The sequence below is a fragment of the Enterobacter sp. HK169 genome (assembly GCF_001719105.1).
Lineage (GTDB): Bacteria > Pseudomonadota > Gammaproteobacteria > Enterobacterales > Enterobacteriaceae > Enterobacter > Enterobacter asburiae_B.
In genome coordinates this window covers 2,328,779-2,346,513 of the sequence record NZ_CP017087.1, presented here as the reverse complement: position 1 = coordinate 2,346,513, position 17,735 = coordinate 2,328,779, and the positions used below count along the sequence as shown (strand labels likewise).

The following is a 17,735-nucleotide window of genomic DNA, read 5'->3' as shown; positions in this document are numbered from 1 at the left end:
TCGAGGGGTGCTCCGCGTACTTAAGCATAGTAAGTAAACGGGGGATTCACCAAAGTGAGTGAAAAGATTCGGAATCCTGGAAGTTATCCAAACCGATGCGACGTATCGCGAATCAATGACAGCCAGGCTGCAGGCTGGCTGTCATCTTCCTGCTGGGCAATGATATACCCGTGCGGCAGGGTACGGTCGAGAACCACTTTCGCGGCGGCACTTTGCGCACGGGAATCAAACTTGATCAGTAAAACATCGTCCTGCGGGGTAATGCTCTTAAAGCGGATCCCGTTCGCGTCCAGATGATGCCAGACAGAAAAACCGTCAGGCACGCTGGCGCCCTGGTTTACCGGGCGAATAGCCAGCGTCGATTCCTGATGCGAAAGCGCGCTCCATGCCAGCAGCATGGCGCTGAGGACGATCAGCGTAATCACGGCAACGGCAAAACGGCGCAGGGCGAGCGGTGAGATAGCCATCGTTAGCCTCTGGCTCCGTATTTCTTCTTCCACAGGACAACCAGTGAGCCAATCAGGCCGAAGACCAGCAGAACCACAGGCAGCAGCATCAGGCAGGACATCAGCTGATCTTCATATTTCATAAAGACCGGCGTTTTACCCAGCGCATAGCCGAGCGTCGTCAGAATAAGCACCCATAGCAGGCCGCTCATCCAGTTAAAGAACTGGAAGCGCGTGCTGCTCAACCCCGACAGACCGGCAATGGTCGGCAGCAGGGTGCGAACAAAGGCGATAAAGCGGCCAATCAGCAGCGCGGAAAGCCCGTGCTTGTGGAAAAGGTGGTGCGCCCGCTGGTGATAATGCGCAGGAAGATGAGAAAGCCAGTTCTGGACGATCCGGGTATTGCCCAGCCATCGTCCCTGGATATAGCTCACCCAGCAGCCGAGGCTTGCCGCAACGGTCAGTAATAAAATGGTGTGTGGAAACGCCATCGCCCCTTTGGCACACAGCACGCCGACAAGCACCAGCAAACTGTCACCGGGCAGGAAAGCAGCAGGCAGCAAACCGTTCTCAAGGAACAGGATCATAAACAGGACGAAATAGAGCATGCCAATCATGGAAGGGTTGGCCAGCGTTTCAAAATCCTGCGCCCAGAGGGCATGCAGTAGTTGGGTCAAAAGTTCCATTCAGTGTTCCTGGAAATCGGTTAACGTCACGCCTGTTATCCGGGACAAACAGCACGGCGACATTGTTGTGATTTCATTATGGTCGCTCGCGGACACATTGCGGTGTGGCCAACACTGTTCCCTGTTAATTGGCTGGTTAGCAAGCACTAACTTACAAAATAAGGAATTGAATCCAATTGTAACAAAGCCCAACGTTCTGCGTCACAGAATTTGCAGGGGTGAGTTGATTTTGGCGTAAGCCCAGGAAGTGAGCGAGGGGATTTACAAAGGCTGACACTATATATGTTTTGCTTACTCCTGTAAGCCGGAAGGCGCAACGTAGCGCCTGCCAGCAGAAAGGTCATCTATTTTGCGGCACTGGAAGCCGTATCGAGATGAACAACCGGATTATCGGCAAAAAGATAGCGGTCAGCGTTAAATTCGAAGTCATCGCTGGTTTCGTTGAACAGCATCTGCTTGGTGTTTTCCAGGTGCTGCCACATCGCCAGCTTGGCGGCATGCGGATCTTTACGAATCAGCGCCTTAAGGATTTGGTCGTGATCGTCGCACCAGTTGTCGACGGTACGGGAATCGATATGGTCGTGCAGTTTTTTCCAGTACGGGTTGTGAACGCGCTGAGTCCACATTTTTTCAACGATTGCCGCCAGGGCCGTATTTTGGGTTGCCAGGGCGACCTGAACGTGGAACTGCAGATCCCACTCTGAATCGCGGAAACATTTTTCCTTACGGGCATTCTCCTGGATCTCCATCAGCTTCATGATGTCCTGCTTGGTCACCTGCGTCGCCGCAAACTCAGCAATATTGCTTTCGATCAGCTGGCGAGCCTGGAGCAGCTCAAACGGGCCATAGCTGGCGAATTCCAGACTTTCGTCCGCGACGGGAGAGTGTTTCGGCAGATTAGAAATCACGTGAATGCCGGAGCCTTTGCGTACCTCAACGTAGCCTTCCACTTCCAGCATGATAATCGCTTCACGCACCACCGTGCGGCTCACGCTTTTTTCATCCGCGATAAAGCGCTCGGCGGGAAGTTTATCACCGACAAGATAGACGCCTTGCTCGATGCGATCTTTCAGCTCCGCAGCAAGTTGTTGATACAAACGACGTGGTTCGGTGATTTCCATATGCGCTCCAGGCAGGGTACGGCAGATGATTTGTTATACCACTTTTGCGTGCCACTCTCCAGATTTTGCCATTAAAAAAGCCGCTACTGAGCGGCCTTTAAATGCCCGGCGGCGCTTCGCTTGCACGGGCCTACGGGTTTTGTAGGCCGGGTAAGCGTAGCGCCACCCGGCGGAAAAATGGTTGCTAACTCTGCGTAGCCGGTTTGCCGAGGGACTCTTTCGCCAGCTCCTCTGCCGATTTGCTTTTCAGCACCGTCCAGATAACCACCGCACCCATCAGGTCGAAGATCGCCAGCACCGCGAACAGCGGGCTGAAGCCGATGGTATCCGCCAGCGCGCCGACCACCAGTGCAAACATGGTGCTCGCGGTCCAGGCGGCCATGCCGGTCAGGCCATTGGCGGTTGCCACTTCGTTACGACCAAAGACGTCAGACGAGAGCGTAATCAGCGCGCCGGACAGGGACTGGTGCGCAAAGCCACCGATGCACAGCAGGGCAATGGCGACGTACGGGCTGGTGAACAGGCCGATCATCCCCGGGCCAATCATCAGCAGCGCGCCCATGGTCACCACCATCTTACGGGAAACGATCAGGTTCACGCCAAACCAGCGCTGGAACAGCGGTGGCAGGTAGCCGCCCACGATACAGCCCAGGTCAGCGAACAGCATTGGCATCCAGGCGAACATCGCAATCTCTTTCAGGTTAAAGCCGTAGACTTTAAACATGAACAGGGGGATCCACGCGTTAAAGGTACCCCAGGCCGGTTCAGCCAGGAAACGCGGCAGGGCGATACCCCAAAACTGACGGGTGCCCAGGATCTGCCAGACGGTCATTTTTTTGCCGTTGTTGGTCTGATGCTGCGCTTCCTGACCGCCAATAATGTATTCACGTTCTTCTTCAGACAGTTTTTTCTGATCGCGCGGGTGTTTGTAGAAAACCAACCACGCCATCGCCCAGGCAAAGCTCAGCACGCCAGAGATGATGAACGCCATCTGCCAGCTGTGCATCACGATCGCCCACACCACCAGCGGCGGCGCTATCATCGCCCCGATGGACGAGCCCACGTTAAAGTAGCCGACGGCAATGGAACGCTCTTTCGCCGGGAACCACTCGGAGCTGGCCTTCAGACCCGCCGGGATCATCGCGGCTTCAGCCGCACCGACCGCACCGCGCGCCAGCGCCAGTCCACCCCAGCTGCCTGCCAGCGCGGTTGCGCCGCAGAACACCGCCCAGGCGATGGCGAAGAAGGCATAACCGATTTTTGTACCGAGAATATCCAGCACATAGCCCGCAACAGGCTGCATGATGGTATACGCCGCGGAATAGGCGGCAATGATGTAGGAGTATTGCTGCGTGGAGATATGCAGCTCTTCCATCAACGTTGGCGCTGCTGCTGCCACGGTGTTACGCGTCAGGTAGCCCAGCACGGTGCCTAACGTCACCAGTGCGATCATATACCAACGTAACCCTTTAATTTTACGCATCTAAAACCTCATCGTTATGTTATTTCCGCGCCAGAGCACGGCAACCTCTCAACCGTTTCCGGGAGCAGTTGTGTAACGGGAGGGGCGTAACCAGGAGCATGTCCCGGAACGGCCCGAACCTTGCCATAAGTAAGCGTGCATAAGTCGGTATCCGTACCGTTAAACCCGATGTCTCTCACACCGGTAATGCATTCCGTCGGCTTATAGTTTGCGACGGCGAAAAGATAACTTGTCATACAGCTTTAAAAGGTGAGTGACATCACAAATGTATGATTCTTTGTGGGGACATTAATCGTCGCGCGCAAAGCCAGTATTGGCGGGGGTTGCAGAAGGGTTTACTTCATTGAGGGTAATTTATTTGTTGGCGTTTATTGATCTCACTCACGAAAAAAGCTTCGGTTGGTGGAAATTGGTGTGATAACTTTGCAGCATATGAACATACGCTTTCTGCGCTCCCGTAATGAGGAAGACGATAATGACGCCGTTTATGACCGAAGATTTTCTGTTAGATACCGAATTTGCTCGCCGCCTGTACCACGACTACGCAAAAGACCAGCCGATTTTCGACTACCACTGCCATTTACCGCCGCAGCAGGTTGCCGAAAATTATCGCTTCAAAAACCTGTATGACATCTGGCTGAAGGGTGACCACTATAAATGGCGTGCCATGCGCACCAACGGCGTGGCGGAGCGCCTGTGTACCGGCGATGCGACCGACCGCGAGAAGTTTGACGCCTGGGCGGCAACCGTTCCGCACACCATCGGCAACCCGCTCTACCACTGGACCCATCTTGAACTCCGCCGTCCGTTTGGCATCACCGGCAAGCTGCTTTCCCCAACGACCGCGGATGAAATATGGGATCGCTGCAACGCGTTGCTAGCGCAGGATAACTTTTCCGCGCGCGGCATCATGAAGCAGATGAACGTGAAGATGGTGGGCACCACCGACGATCCGATCGACTCCCTGGAGCATCATGCCGTTGTCGCGAAAGACACCTCTTTTGATATCAAAGTGCTGCCAAGCTGGCGCCCGGACAAAGCCTTCAACATTGAGCAGGCCACCTTCACCGACTACATGGCGAAGCTGGCGGAAGTGTCGGATACCGATATCCGTCGTTTCGCTGACCTGCAAACCGCGCTGACCAAACGTCTGGATCACTTCGCGGCGCACGGCTGTAAAGTGTCTGACCACGCGCTGGACGTAGTGCTGTTTGCGGAATCAAACGAAGCCGAGCTGGACAGCATTCTGGCGCGTCGTCTCTCTGGTGAAGGCTTAAGCGAACACGAAGTGGCGCAGTTTAAAACGGCGGTGCTGGTGTTCCTCGGTGCGGAATACGCGCGTCGCGGCTGGGTACAGCAGTACCATATCGGCGCGCTGCGCAATAACAACCAGCGCCAGTTCAAACTGCTCGGTGCTGACGTGGGCTTCGACTCCATCAACGATCGTCCGCTGGCGGAAGAGCTGTCAAAACTGCTGAGCAAACAGAACGAACAAAACCTGCTGCCTAAAACCATCCTGTACTGCCTGAACCCGCGCGATAACGAAGTGCTGGGTACCATGGTCGGCAACTTCCAGGGCGAAGGGATGCCGGGCAAGATGCAGTTCGGTTCCGGCTGGTGGTTTAACGATCAGAAAGATGGCATGGAGCGTCAGATGACGCAGCTCGCGCAGCTGGGCCTGCTGAGCCGCTTTGTCGGCATGCTGACCGACAGCCGCAGCTTCCTGTCCTATACCCGTCATGAATATTTCCGACGCATTCTGTGCCAGATGATTGGCCGCTGGGTACACGCGGGCGAAGCGCCAGCGGATATCCAGCTGCTGGGCGAAATGGTGAGAAACATCTGCTTTAACAATGCGCGTGACTACTTCGCCATTGAACTGAACTAAGGCCGTTTGAGGTTGATATGCAATACATCAAAATCCATTCGCTGGATAACGTGGCCGTCGCGCTGACGGATCTCGCTGAAGGCGACGTGGTGACCGTTGATAACCAGAGCGTCACCCTGCGTCAGGCGATCGTCCGTGGACACAAGTTTGCCCTGATCCCCATTGCGAAAGGGGAGAACGTGGTGAAGTACGGTTTGCCCATCGGCCATGCGCTGGCGGATATTGCGCCGGGTGAATACATTCACTCACACAATACCCGCACCAATCTGAGCGATCTGGACGAGTACAGCTATCAACCTGATTTACCCGCGGAAGAGCGTCAGGCGGCGGATCGTGAGGTGCAGATCTACCGTCGCGCCAACGGCGACGTGGGGATCCGCAACGAGCTGTGGATCCTCCCGACCGTCGGCTGCGTCAATGGAATTGCGCGCCAGATCCAGACGCGCTTCCTGAAAGAGACCAACAACGCCGAAGGGACTGACGGCGTGCATCTGTTCAGCCACACCTACGGCTGTTCCCAGCTCGGTGACGACCACATTAACACCCGCACCATGCTGCAAAACATGGTGCGTCATCCGAACGCGGGCGCGGTGCTGGTGATTGGCCTGGGCTGCGAGAACAATCAGGTGGACGCCTTCCGCGACACGCTGGGCGAGTTCGATCCTGAGCGCGTGCATTTTATGGTGTGCCAGCATCAGGACGACGAAGTGGAAGCGGGCGTTGAACAGCTTCACCAGCTTTATGAGGTGATGCGCCACGACAGGCGCGAGCCGGGCAAGCTGAGCGAGCTCAAGTTTGGGCTGGAGTGCGGCGGGTCAGATGGCCTTTCCGGCATTACCGCTAACCCGATGCTGGGCCGCTTCTCGGATTACGTGATTGCCAACGGCGGCACGACGGTGTTGACCGAAGTGCCGGAAATGTTCGGCGCGGAGCGTATTCTGATGAGCCACTGCCGTGACGAAGAGACCTTTGAGAAGACCGTCACCATGGTGAACGACTTCAAACAGTACTTCATCGCCCACAATCAACCGATTTACGAGAACCCGTCGCCGGGCAACAAAGCGGGCGGGATCACCACGCTGGAAGAGAAATCCCTCGGCTGCACCCAGAAAGCGGGCGCGAGCCAGGTGGTTGACGTGCTGCGCTACGGCGAGCGCCTGAAAACCCACGGTCTGAACCTGCTGAGCGCACCGGGCAACGATGCGGTCGCCACCAGCGCGCTGGCGGGTGCCGGCTGTCATATGGTGCTGTTCAGTACCGGTCGCGGCACGCCTTACGGCGGTTTTGTGCCGACGGTGAAAATCGCCACCAACAGCGAGCTGGCGGCAAAGAAAAAGCACTGGATCGACTTTGATGCGGGCCAGCTGATTCACGGCAAAGCGATGCCGCAGCTGCTGACGGAGTTCGTGGACGCTATCGTGGAATTTGCTAACGGCAGGCAGACCTGTAACGAGAAGAACGACTTTCGCGAGCTGGCGATCTTTAAGAGTGGTGTGACGCTTTAATCGGTGCGGCCTGATGCCCTCACCCTGACCCTCTCCCATGGGGAGAGGGTACAAACACTAAAAACGGCAACCGTTGGTTGCCGTTTTGCATTTACCCTGTAGGCCCGGTAAGGCGTAGCCGCCACCGGGCTTTTGTTGTTAACTGCGCAGGGCGTTCTTCGCTAAACGCGCGTCTTCCGCCTGACAGGCCGCTGCGGTAAACAGCACGTCGGTAGAGGAGTTCAGCGCGGTTTCGCAGGAGTCCTGCAGTACGCCGATGATAAAGCCGACGGCCACAACCTGCATCGCAATCTCGTTCGGGATGCCGAACATATTACACGCCAGCGGGATCAGCAGCAGCGAACCGCCCGCCACACCGGATGCGCCACAGGCACACAGTGACGCCACCACGCTCAGCAGCAATGCGGTTGGCAGATCCACCGGAATGCCCAGCGTATGCACCGCCGCCAGGGTCAGAACGGTAATGGTGATTGCCGCGCCCGCCATGTTCACGGTTGCGCCCAGTGGGATCGACACGGAATAGGTATCGCGGTCCAGGTTCAGCTTCTCCGCCAGCGCCATGTTAACCGGAATGTTCGCCGCAGAGCTGCGGGTGAAGAACGCATACACGCCGCTTTCGCGCAGGCAGGTCAGCACCAGCGGATACGGGTTGCGGCGGATCTGCCAGAACACCAGCAGCGGGTTGATCACCAGCGCCACCAGCAGCATACAGCCGACCAGCACAACCAGCAGCTGCGCGTAGCCCCACAGCGCGTCGAAACCGGTGGTTGCAAGCGTAGAGGAGACCAGCCCGAAAATGCCGATTGGCGCAAAGCGAATCACCAGCTTCACCATAAAGGTCACGGCGTTTGACAGATCGTTGACCAGGTTTTTCGTGGTGTCGTTACCGTGACGCAGCGCGAAGCCCAAGCCAATCGCCCAGACCAGGATGCCAATGTAGTTTCCGCTCATCAGCGCGGTAATGGGGTTAGAGACCATGCTCATCAGCAGGCCGCGAAGCACTTCGACAATGCCGGATGGCGGCGTGATGTCACCGGCCGCGCTGGTCAGGTGCAGCGTGGAGGGGAACAGGAAGCTAAACACCACGGCCGTTAAGGCAGCCGAGAAGGTTCCCAGCAGATACAGGAACAGAATGGGGCGAATGTTGGTTTTTTGTCCGTGCTGGTGGTTGGCAATTGACGCCATTACCAGCATCAGAACCAGTACCGGTGCCACGGCCTTCAGTGCGCCAACGAAAAGGGTCCCGAGCAGCCCCGTGGCCTCCGCCGCAGGTTTTGACACCATCGCCAGCAGAATACCCAGCACCAGCCCGACCAGAATTTGTTTAACGAGGCTGCCCTGCGCCAGGCGCGCGAACAGTCCGCTTGATTGTGTGCTCATACGTATTTCCTGAGTGAAATTGCGTTCCATCCCGGATGTGCTCTTAGTCACATTTATGTCCGGATGTAAGTAAATGTTTGCCTGGTCGAGTATAGGGAATGCGCGAAAGGAAGGAAGCGTAAAATGCTGGATTTTACGTGTTGCATCATATTTTTTAACTGCTGCGTTACAAAAGTGTGTTCACCCTCTCCCTGTGGGAGAGGGCCGGGGTGAGGGGGATTACTCCACCTGCTGCTTCTTATCGTGCTGGCGGTTAACCCAGGTATTGATAATCAGCGTCACGATCAGAATGCCAAACACCACGCCGAGCGAAATGGCGATCGGGATATGGTAGAAATCGACGATCAGCATCTTGATGCCGATAAACACCAGGATCACCGACAGACCGTACTTCAGCATCGAGAAGCGCTCCGCCGCGCCCGCCAGCAGGAAGTACATCGCACGCAGGCCGAGAATGGCGAACAGGTTAGACGTCAGGACGATGAACGGGTCGGTGGTCACCGCGAAGATCGCCGGAATGCTGTCCACCGCGAAAATCACGTCGCTTAGCTCAACCAGAATCAGTACCAGCAGCAGCGGGGTGGCGAACAGCAGGCCGTTCTTGCGCACGAAGAAGTGCTCGCTCTCGATCTTGTCGGTCATGCGAAGATGCCCACGGATCCACTTCACCAGCGGGCGATCGCCAATCGCGGAGCCGTCTTCTTTCGCCAGCGCCATTTTGACCCCGGTGAACAGCAGGAACGCGCCAAAGACGTACAGCAGCCATTCGAACTGGGTAATCAGCCAGCTGCCAGCGAAGATCATGATGGTACGCAGGATAATCGCGCCCAGCACGCCATACACCAGCACGCGTCGCTGCAGGGCAGCAGGCACGGCAAAGTAGCTGAACAGCATCAGCCAGACGAAGACGTTATCAACCGCCAGGGCTTTTTCAATCAGATAACCGGTGAGGAAGGCGAGCGCCTGAGGGTCGGCCACCGCGCGGCCTTCGGTCGAGGCCAGGTACCACCAGAAGGCGGCACAAAACAGCAGGGAGAGGGTGACCCACACCAGAGACCAGGCCGCAGCCTGTTTGATGCTCATGCCTTGCGCGCCGCGACGGCCCTGCAAAAAGAGGTCGATCGCCAGCATGATGAGCACGACAACCGCGAATCCGCCCCACAACATTGGAGTGCCGACAGAATGCATACTATTTTCCTTACACATAAAAAACAAAAACGGCCATGGTCAGAAGACGATAGCCGTTAGCTTTTTATGCATAGACCTCGCCTTCCGGCAAGGTCTCACTTACAACCACGAAGGTTGCCCGGCGACCGGATGCGTGTTTAACGCATCGTAATGACGATCCACCGGCGAAGAAGTTACTCCCCTTTGCAGGTAACAAAATATGTCAGACCATTGGTTTCGTCAATGGTCTGCGCCGTTTCATTACACAGCTTTACGCGATCGCTTCCGCGCTCACGCCGTCTGCCGGGAATACCACGCCGGTCTGGCGACGGATCTCCGTTTGCAGCTTCGCCGTGGTGCGGCTCACCGCGAGGCCGGGGTGATTCACTTCGTTGTCTTCCACCAGACGGGCGAAGACCTCTGCCTCATAGAGCATAGTGTTAATATGCTGAGGCTGCGTCAGCTCCTGCGCTTTGCCGCCGCGCGGCACAAAGCTCACTTTCTGGCACTCGGAGATCTTCTCAATAACCAGCGAGCCCGCTTCGCCCTGAATTTCGCTCGGCAGCACGGAGTCGCTCACCTTGGAGTGCTGCAGCGTGACGCTGAAATCACCGTAATCCAGCACCGCTACACCGTGCGCATCCACGCCGCTCTCCAGCAGGCTGGCTTGCGCACTGACGCCGTGCGGTTCGCCCCACAGGGCCACGGCAGAGGCCAGGCAATAGAAACCGATATCCATAATCGAGCCGTTCGAGAACGCCGGGTTAAAGGTGTTGGGGTTCTCGCCGTCCAGGTAGCGCTGGTAGCGCGACGAGTACTGGCAGTAGTTGATAAAGGCTTTACGCACTTTGCCAATTTTCGGCAGGGACTGCTGCAGCAGCAGGAAATTCGGCAGGCTGGCGGTTTTGAACGCTTCGAACAGCACCACCTGGTTTTCGCGGGCAAGCGCAATGGCCGCTTCCACTTCCTCAATATTTGACGCCAGCGGCTTCTCGCAAATCACATGCTTTTTATGGCTGAGGAACAGCTTCGTTTGCGGGAAGTGCAGGGAGTTCGGGCTGGCGATATACACCGCGTCAATGGCGTCGCTTTGCGCCATGTCATCAAGCGAAGTGAAGAGATGCTCAACGAGGTAATCGTTGGCAAAACTCTGCGCCTGCTCAAGGCTGCGGGAATAGACTGCGGTAAGCTTAAGTTTGCCGGTTTCGTGGGCGGCGTCGACGAACTGGCGCGTGATCCAGTTCGTACCAATGACTGCGAAACGTATCATAAACGTTTACGTACTCCGTAGCGGGGAACCTTTAGCCACTGTAGCACGTCATCATGACAATTCGCGTGCGCTATTCCGCATTACCATTTAACGATAAATGCGTAAGCCATAGTCGGGTATCAAACTCCAGCTGGTGGTACTGCGGCTCCATGTGGCAGCACAGGGAATAGAACGCTTTGTCGTGCTCTTTCTCCTTCAGGTGCGCCAGCTCGTGGACCACGATCATCCGCAGAAAGGCTTCCGGCGCGTTACGGAAAACCGTCGCGACGCGGATTTCGGCCTTCGCTTTCAGCTTGCCGCCCTGTACGCGGGAGATGGCGGTGTGCAGGCCGAGCGCGTTTTTCAGCACGTGGATCTTGTTGTCGTACATCACCTTGTTGATCGGCGGCGCGCTCTTCAGATACCGGCTTTTCAGATCCTGCGTATACTGCCAGAGGGCCTTATCGGTCGCGAAATCGTGCGTGCCGGGATAGCGTTTTTCCAGCACCGTGCCGAGCTTCTGCTCGGCAATCAGGCTTCGAACCTGAGTCAGTAAATGCTCCGGATAGCCCTGGAGATAAGTAAGTTGGTTCATCAACGCCCCAAATCGACAATAAAACGGGTATACTCACGCACCCTTTTCAGGGATACGCCAAATTTTACCATTCAGGAGGGCCGATGAGCCACTTAGACAACGGTTTCCGTTCACTCAACCTTAAACGTTTCCCGGAAACGGACGACGTTAACCCGCTCATGGCGTGGGAAGCGGCAGATGAATATCTGCTGCAGCAGTTGGATGAGACTGAAATCCGCGGCCCGGTTTTGATCCTGAATGACGCCTTTGGCGCGCTGGGCTGCGCCCTGGCGGAGCACACGCCATACAGCATCGGCGATTCCTACCTGAGCGAGCTGGCGACGCGTGAAAACCTGCGCCATAACGACATCGAAGAGTCCAGCGTGAAGTTCCTCGACAGCACCGCGGACTACCCGCAGGCGCCGGGCGTGGTGCTGATCAAAGTGCCAAAAACCATGGCGCTGCTGGAGCAACAGCTGCGCGCGCTGCGTAAGGTCGTGACGCCGGAAACGCGCATCATTGCGGGCGCTAAAGCGCGCGATATTCACACCTCGACGCTCGAGCTGTTCGAGAAAGTCCTCGGCCCGACCACCACGACGCTGGCCTGGAAAAAAGCGCGCCTGATCAACTGCACCTTCAGCGCGCCGGAGCTGGCCGACGCGCCGGAGACCCTGAGCTGGAAGCTGGAAGGCACCGACTGGACCATCCACAACCATGCGAACGTCTTCTCCCGCACCGGGCTGGATATCGGGGCGCGTTTCTTTATGGAACATCTGCCGGAAAATCTGGAAGGGGAAATCGTCGACCTGGGCTGCGGTAACGGCGTGATTGGCCTGACGCTGCTGGCGAAGAACCCGGACGCCAGCGTGGTGTTCAGCGACGAATCGCCGATGGCGGTGGCCTCCAGCCGTCTGAACGTGGAAACCAACATGCCGGAAGCGCTGGACCGCTGCGAGTTTATGATCAACAACGCGCTGTCCGGCGTAGAGCCGTTCCGCTTTAACGCCGTGTTCTGCAACCCGCCGTTCCACCAGAAGCACGCCCTGACGGATAACGTCGCGTGGGAGATGTTCCACCACGCGCGCCGCTGCCTGAAAATCAACGGCGAGCTGTACATCGTGGCGAACCGCCACCTGGACTATTTCCACAAGCTGAAGAAGATTTTCGGCAACTGCGTCACCATTGCGACCAATAACAAGTTCGTGGTGCTGAAGGCGGTGAAGCTGGGACGTCGTCGGTAAGATTGTTATGTGCGGCCTGATGCCCTCACCCCGGCCCTCTCCCATAGGGAGAGGGAGCAAACGCTAAAAACGGCAACTGGGTTGCCGTTTTGCTTTTACCCTGCCGCCCGGCAATGTCCTAGATCGCCAGAGCCAACTTCGTCCCCTGCGCAATTGCCCGCCGCGCGTCCAGCTCCATCGCCACGTCGCACCCGCCGATCAAATGCACCGTTTTACCGGCTTCGCGCAGCGGATCCGCCAGATCGCGCTTTGGCTCCTGCCCGGCGCATAAAATCACATGATCCACACGTAACAACTGCGGCTCGCCGCCGATCGTGACGTGCAGACCCTCGTCGTCGATCTTCTGGTAGCTCACCGCCGGGATCATCTTCACCCCGCGCGAGAGCAGGGTGGCGCGGTGGATCCAGCCCGTGGTTTTGCCCAGCCCTTCGCCCGGCTTGCTGGCCTTGCGCTGCAGCATCACGATCTGGCGCGGGCTTTTCGGCAGCTGCGGCCCTTCAGGGCGTAGCCCGCCGGACTGGTTCAGGCTGGTGTCGATACCCCATTCCACGCAAAACTCGGCGATGTTCTGGCTGGTAGCCTCGCCCGGCTGGCTTAAGTACATGGCGGTATCAAAGCCGATCCCGCCGCAGCCGATAATCGCCACCTTCTCGCCGACCGGCGTTTTGTCACGCAATACATCCAGATAGCTCAACACCTTCGGATGATCGATACCCTCGATCGCAGGCGTGCGCGGTACGATCCCGCTCGCCAGGATCACCTCGTCGAAACCGATCAGATCCGCCGCGCTGACAAACTGATTAAGCCGCAGCTCGACGCCCGTCAGGTCGATCATCCGGCGGTAGTAGCGCAGGGTTTCATAGAACTCCTCTTTGCCGGGGATCTGTTTGGCGATATTAAACTGCCCACCAATCTCCGCCAGCGCATCAAACAGCGTCACGCTGTGCCCGCGCGAGGCGGCATTCACCGCAAACGCCAGGCCCGCCGGGCCAGCGCCCACCACGGCCAGGCGCTTTTTACTGACCGCCGGAACGACCGGCATTTTGGTTTCATGGCAGGCGCGCGGGTTAACCAGGCAAGAGGTGACCTTGCCGACGAAGATCTGATCCAGACAGGCCTGGTTACAGCCGATGCAGGTGTTGATCTCGTCCGCACGGCCGCTTTGCGCTTTGGAGAGCAGTTCGGCATCGGCCAGGAACGGGCGCGCCATCGACACCATGTCGGCGTCGCCGCGTGAAATCACATCGTCCGCTACCTGCGGATCGTTAATGCGGTTGGTGGTGACCAGTGGAACAGAGACTTTGCCTTTCAGCTTCCGTGTTACCCAGCTGAACGCCGCGCGCGGCACCGGCGTGGCGATGGTCGGGATGCGCGCCTCGTGCCAGCCAATCCCGGTGTTGATAATCGTGGCACCGGCGGCTTCAATCGCCTGCGCCAGCTGCACGGTTTCGTCGAACGTGCCGCCGCCTTCCACCAGGTCGAGCATCGACAGGCGGAAGACGATAATAAAGTCTGCGCCCGCACGTTCGCGCACCGCGCGCACCACCTCCACGGCAAAGCGCATCCGGCGGGCATAGTCGCCGCCCCATTCGTCGTCGCGCTGGTTGGTGCGGGCCGCGAGGAACTCGTTAATCAGATAGCCTTCAGAGCCCATCACCTCCACGCCGTCATAGCCCGCCTCGCGCGCCAGCGCCGCGCAGCGGGCAAAGTCGTCGATCAGCGCCAGGATCTCATCGTGGCTGAGGGCATGAGGTTTAAAGCGGTTGATTGGCGCCTGAATGGCCGACGGCGCGACCAGGTTCGGCTGATAGCTGTAGCGCCCGGTGTGCAGGATTTGCAGGGCGATTTTACCGCCCTCGCGGTGTACCGCGTCGGTCACAATGCGGTGGTGCGGCAGCTGTGACGCATCGTTCAGAACCGCGCCGCCCTCCATGCCCACGCCGGAAGGCGCCGGGGCCACGCCGCCGGTGACAATCAGCGCCACCCCGTGGCGGGCGCGCTCGGCATAGAAGGCTGCCAGACGCTCGGCCCCGTCCGGATGCTCCTCCAGCCCGGTGTGCATCGAGCCCATCAACACGCGGTTTTTGAGTGTGGTGAACCCCAGATCGAGGGGGGCGAATAACGACGGGTAGCGGCTCATAGTCTCTTCCAGTGTAAAATTATTGTTATGTGGTCGGATGAGTTACTAATTTAGCCAGCGGGAGCGGAAAGGTAAAAGCGGGATCGAATGATTGTGATAGATCTCAAAGAACTTCGCCCCTCACCCTAACCCTCTCCCCAAAGGGGAGAAGGGACTGGCTGGTGCGGTCTCAAAGAATTGGCTCGATCTGATTTTTCCCTCTCCCCTCAGGGGAGAGGGGCAGGGTGAGGGGTGTGGGTTTTTACTAACCCCGGTGCCTGCCACATCGACGTCGTCAGCCCGCTGTCCACCAGCCCGAGCTGGTCGGCGTACACCGCCTGCCATTTCTGCATCATGCCGTCGTACAGCTCGCGGTGCTGCGGGTTCGGCGTGAACTCGCGGCTCCACTTCACCAGCCGCTCGCCCGTCGAGGCCATATCCGCAAACAGCCCCGCGCCCGCACCTGCGGCAATCGCGCAGCCGAGCGCCGTCGCCTCTTTCACTTCCGGCACGCGCACCGGCAGCCCGGTGACGTCGCTTAAAATCTGGCTCCACAGGGCGCCTTTGGCCCCGCCGCCCGCAAACACCAGGCTTTCAAACGTCACGCCGGAGAAGCGCGAAATCTGCGCCAGGTTGCAGGCCGAGACAATCGCCGCGTTCTCCTCCAGGGCGCGGAACAGCGTCGCTTTGTTACACTTTTCCGGGTCGATGGAAAGGTTAATGAACGACGGCGCGGCGTGGTACCACTGCTTGAAATGCATCGCGTCGGAGAAGATCGGCATCACCCCGTGGGAGCCAGCCGGCACGCGGCTCGCCATCTCCTCCAGCAGGGAATAGGTGTCCATCCCCATCCGCTCGGCAATCAGCTTTTCCTCGGCGCAGAAGGCGTCGCGGAACCAGCGCATGGTCAGCCCGGTAAAGAAGCTGATCGACTCCGCCTGCGCCATGCCGGGGATAACGTGCGGGTTCACGCGGATGTTCATCTCGGGGTCGGTGCGCACCTGCGGCAGATTGACCACCTGCTGCCAGAAGGTGCCGCCCAGCACCGCAGTTTGCCCGGCGCGAACCACGCCCAGCCCCAGGCAGCCCAGCTGCACGTCGCCGCCGCCCATCACCACCGGGGTGCCTTCGCGCAGGCCACTCTGCTGCGCGGCCTCTTTGGTAATCGCGCCCAGCACGGTGCCGGTCTCTTTCACCGGGGAGAGGATATCTGCGCGCAGCCCGGCCATGTCGAGCAGCGCCGGACGCCAGTCGCGGGAGAAGAGATCCAGCATGCCGGTGGTGCCCGCGTTAGACGGGTCGACCGCCAGCTCGCCGGAGAGCTTCGCCGCCAGCCAGTCGCTGATCATGGTGATGGTGGCGGCTTTACGGTAGATGTCAGGACGATGGTGCGCCAGCCACAGCAGGCGCGGCATGGCGCTCAGCGCCAGCGTCTGGCCGGAAACCTCATACACCTGGGATTCAAAACGGTCGTCGTGGATCTCTTTGAGTTCGGCCACCTCGCGGCTGGCGCGGGCGTCGACGTTGGCGCAGGCCCAGATGGCCTCGCCGTTGCGGTCGTACAGCACGATCCCTTCGCGCATCGAGCAGCAGGCGACGGACTGAATATCCGCCGCGCTCAGGCGCGCGCGCTCCAGCGCCTGATGAATGCACCGGCAGGCCAGCTGCCAGTTGGTCTCCAGATCGAACTCCATCGATCCCGGCACGTTCTCCACGCTCAGGTGCTTCCACTCGGCCTGGCCGACGGCAATCTGGTTGCCCTGTAAATCGAAAATCACGGCGCGAACGCTGCCTGTCCCTGCATCTAACGCTAAAAGGTAACTCATGAGCTTGCCTCGTTGTTAGCGCAGGGCGGCTCTTAGTCGGCCAGAGCCAGCACCGCGCGGGCTGTCGTCTCCTCCGTCACCAGGCCATTGATACGGCGACCCTTCAGTGCGGCATAAATCGCATCGGCTTTCTCTTCTCCTCCGGCCACGCCAACGATGGTGGGCAGCTGCGCCAGTTCATCGAGCGTGACGCCCAGCAGTTCTTTGTGGATCTCCAGCTCCTCGACGCATTCCCCTTCGGCATTGAGGAAATAACCGAGAATGTCGCCGACCGCCCCTTTGCGGGCATACATCAGCTGTTCACCTTCGCTGATATAGCCGGAGCGCAGTATCGTGGCGTCACGGCGCTGGTTCACTGAACCAATGCCGACCACCGCCACGTCGGCGGCGGTGGCGGCGAGAATCACGTCCCGCACGCTGGTCTCGCGTTTTAATATCCCGGCAACTTCTGCGGATGACACGCGAAGCGGGGCGGGGATCATGCTGACGCTGCAGGCCGCGTCCAGCTGGCCAATACCGGTCATGTACGGCCCGACGCCGCCGGAGAGCGTCACCAGGCGGATCTGCTGCGAGCTGATAAAGCCGCTCAGGTGCTGCAGGCAGCTCATGGTGGTTTCACCAAACCCCACCGCCAGAAGCTGGCCGGGCTCCAGTACGCCCATCAGCGACTGCGCCGCGCCTATGCCCAGCCGCACGTTCATCGGCGGCGTATTTAACGCGGGCATCACGCGCACCAGCTTCAGGCCAAAGCGCTGCTGTAGCTCGGTCTCCAGCGCCAGGCAGCCCTCGTAGCGGGAGTTGATCTGCACGCGGATCACCCCGGACTGACGGCCTTTTTCCAGCAGGCGGGAGATCTTCAGGCGCGGCAGCCCGAGCCGCTCGCCGATGTCGTTCTGGGTTAATCCGTCGTGGTAGTAGCACCAGGCAACGCGTGCCACGAGCTCCTCTTCCGCCAGTGCCAGCCCGGCAAACCGTCCTTCTTCCGCAGTGCGTTTATCGCTCATAGTTGAACTCTTATAAAAATTTAGATCATATGTTCGTGATGGCGCG

The 17,735-nt window shown here is 58.6% G+C and carries 14 protein-coding genes; 3 read left to right on the top strand and 11 right to left on the bottom strand.

What is annotated here, in order from left to right; translation table 11 throughout:
* Positions 1 to 83: 83 nt before the first annotated feature.
* The 4 genes from mzrA to EnteroDNA1_RS11055 all read right to left on the bottom strand — a co-directional run bounded on the left by mzrA (position 84) and on the right by EnteroDNA1_RS11055 (position 3,736).
* Positions 84 to 467 carry an EnvZ/OmpR regulon moderator MzrA gene (gene mzrA, locus EnteroDNA1_RS11070; RefSeq protein WP_039260467.1) on the bottom strand — a complete coding sequence of 128 codons (384 nt, stop codon included), beginning with the start codon at positions 465 to 467 and terminating at the stop codon, positions 84 to 86.
* Positions 468 to 469: 2 nt separating this feature from the next.
* On the bottom strand, positions 470 to 1,132 hold the full coding sequence (yqjA, locus tag EnteroDNA1_RS11065; protein WP_024906405.1) for a DedA family general envelope maintenance protein YqjA: 663 nt from the start codon (positions 1,130 to 1,132) through the stop codon (positions 470 to 472).
* 344 nt (positions 1,133 to 1,476) lie between these two features.
* Complete coding sequence (gene exuR, locus EnteroDNA1_RS11060) at positions 1,477 to 2,253, bottom strand: transcriptional regulator ExuR (RefSeq protein ID WP_023309288.1); 777 nt, start codon at positions 2,251 to 2,253, stop codon at positions 1,477 to 1,479.
* Between the two features lie 184 nt (positions 2,254 to 2,437).
* Entirely contained in the window at positions 2,438 to 3,736 is a 1,299-nt protein-coding gene (locus tag EnteroDNA1_RS11055) for an MFS transporter (protein ID WP_023309287.1), read from the bottom strand.
* A 475-nt stretch (positions 3,737 to 4,211) separates the two neighbouring features.
* Between EnteroDNA1_RS11055 and uxaC the strand changes: the two genes are divergently transcribed.
* Together uxaC and EnteroDNA1_RS11045 are read left to right on the top strand one after the other, a co-directional pair.
* A complete protein-coding gene (gene uxaC / locus EnteroDNA1_RS11050) occupies positions 4,212 to 5,624 on the top strand; it encodes a glucuronate isomerase (RefSeq protein ID WP_047060289.1) in 1,413 nt (470 codons plus the stop codon).
* A 17-nt stretch (positions 5,625 to 5,641) separates the two neighbouring features.
* Positions 5,642 to 7,129, top strand: a complete 1,488-nt coding sequence (locus tag EnteroDNA1_RS11045) for a UxaA family hydrolase (protein WP_064673353.1) — start codon at positions 5,642 to 5,644, stop codon at positions 7,127 to 7,129.
* Positions 7,130 to 7,267: 138 nt separating this feature from the next.
* Here EnteroDNA1_RS11045 and sstT read toward each other — a convergent pair whose 3' ends face one another.
* From sstT to EnteroDNA1_RS11025, 4 genes are all read right to left on the bottom strand, one after another.
* On the bottom strand, positions 7,268 to 8,509 hold the full coding sequence (gene sstT, locus EnteroDNA1_RS11040; protein ID WP_029739668.1) for a serine/threonine transporter SstT: 1,242 nt from the start codon (positions 8,507 to 8,509) through the stop codon (positions 7,268 to 7,270).
* Positions 8,510 to 8,728: 219 nt separating this feature from the next.
* Complete coding sequence (locus EnteroDNA1_RS11035; protein WP_069303333.1) at positions 8,729 to 9,697, bottom strand: TerC family protein; 969 nt, start codon at positions 9,695 to 9,697, stop codon at positions 8,729 to 8,731.
* Positions 9,698 to 9,947: 250 nt separating this feature from the next.
* Positions 9,948 to 10,946, bottom strand: a complete 999-nt coding sequence (locus EnteroDNA1_RS11030; protein ID WP_048974668.1) for a Gfo/Idh/MocA family protein — start codon at positions 10,944 to 10,946, stop codon at positions 9,948 to 9,950.
* Between the two features lie 70 nt (positions 10,947 to 11,016).
* On the bottom strand, positions 11,017 to 11,520 hold the full coding sequence (locus EnteroDNA1_RS11025; protein ID WP_069303332.1) for a YgjP-like metallopeptidase domain-containing protein: 504 nt from the start codon (positions 11,518 to 11,520) through the stop codon (positions 11,017 to 11,019).
* Between the two features lie 83 nt (positions 11,521 to 11,603).
* On the opposite strand from EnteroDNA1_RS11025, the gene rlmG reads away from it, so the two are divergent.
* On the top strand, positions 11,604 to 12,740 hold the full coding sequence (gene rlmG, locus EnteroDNA1_RS11020; RefSeq protein ID WP_023333530.1) for a 23S rRNA (guanine(1835)-N(2))-methyltransferase RlmG: 1,137 nt from the start codon (positions 11,604 to 11,606) through the stop codon (positions 12,738 to 12,740).
* A gap of 118 nt (positions 12,741 to 12,858) precedes the next feature.
* On the opposite strand, the gene EnteroDNA1_RS11015 is transcribed toward rlmG, so the two are convergent.
* The 3 genes from EnteroDNA1_RS11015 to lsrR all read right to left on the bottom strand — a co-directional run bounded on the left by EnteroDNA1_RS11015 (position 12,859) and on the right by lsrR (position 17,689).
* The gene (locus tag EnteroDNA1_RS11015) at positions 12,859 to 14,880 is read right to left on the bottom strand and encodes an NADPH-dependent 2,4-dienoyl-CoA reductase (RefSeq protein ID WP_064673351.1); all 2,022 of its coding nucleotides are present in this window, start codon (positions 14,878 to 14,880) and stop codon (positions 12,859 to 12,861) included.
* A 206-nt stretch (positions 14,881 to 15,086) separates the two neighbouring features.
* Positions 15,087 to 16,685: an autoinducer-2 kinase gene (gene lsrK / locus EnteroDNA1_RS11010; protein ID WP_069303331.1), complete on the bottom strand. Its 1,599-nt coding sequence runs from the start codon at positions 16,683 to 16,685 to the stop codon at positions 15,087 to 15,089.
* A 32-nt stretch (positions 16,686 to 16,717) separates the two neighbouring features.
* Positions 16,718 to 17,689, bottom strand: a complete 972-nt coding sequence (gene lsrR / locus EnteroDNA1_RS11005) for a transcriptional regulator LsrR (RefSeq protein ID WP_039260477.1) — start codon at positions 17,687 to 17,689, stop codon at positions 16,718 to 16,720.
* Between the last annotated feature and the right edge of the window lie 46 nt (positions 17,690 to 17,735).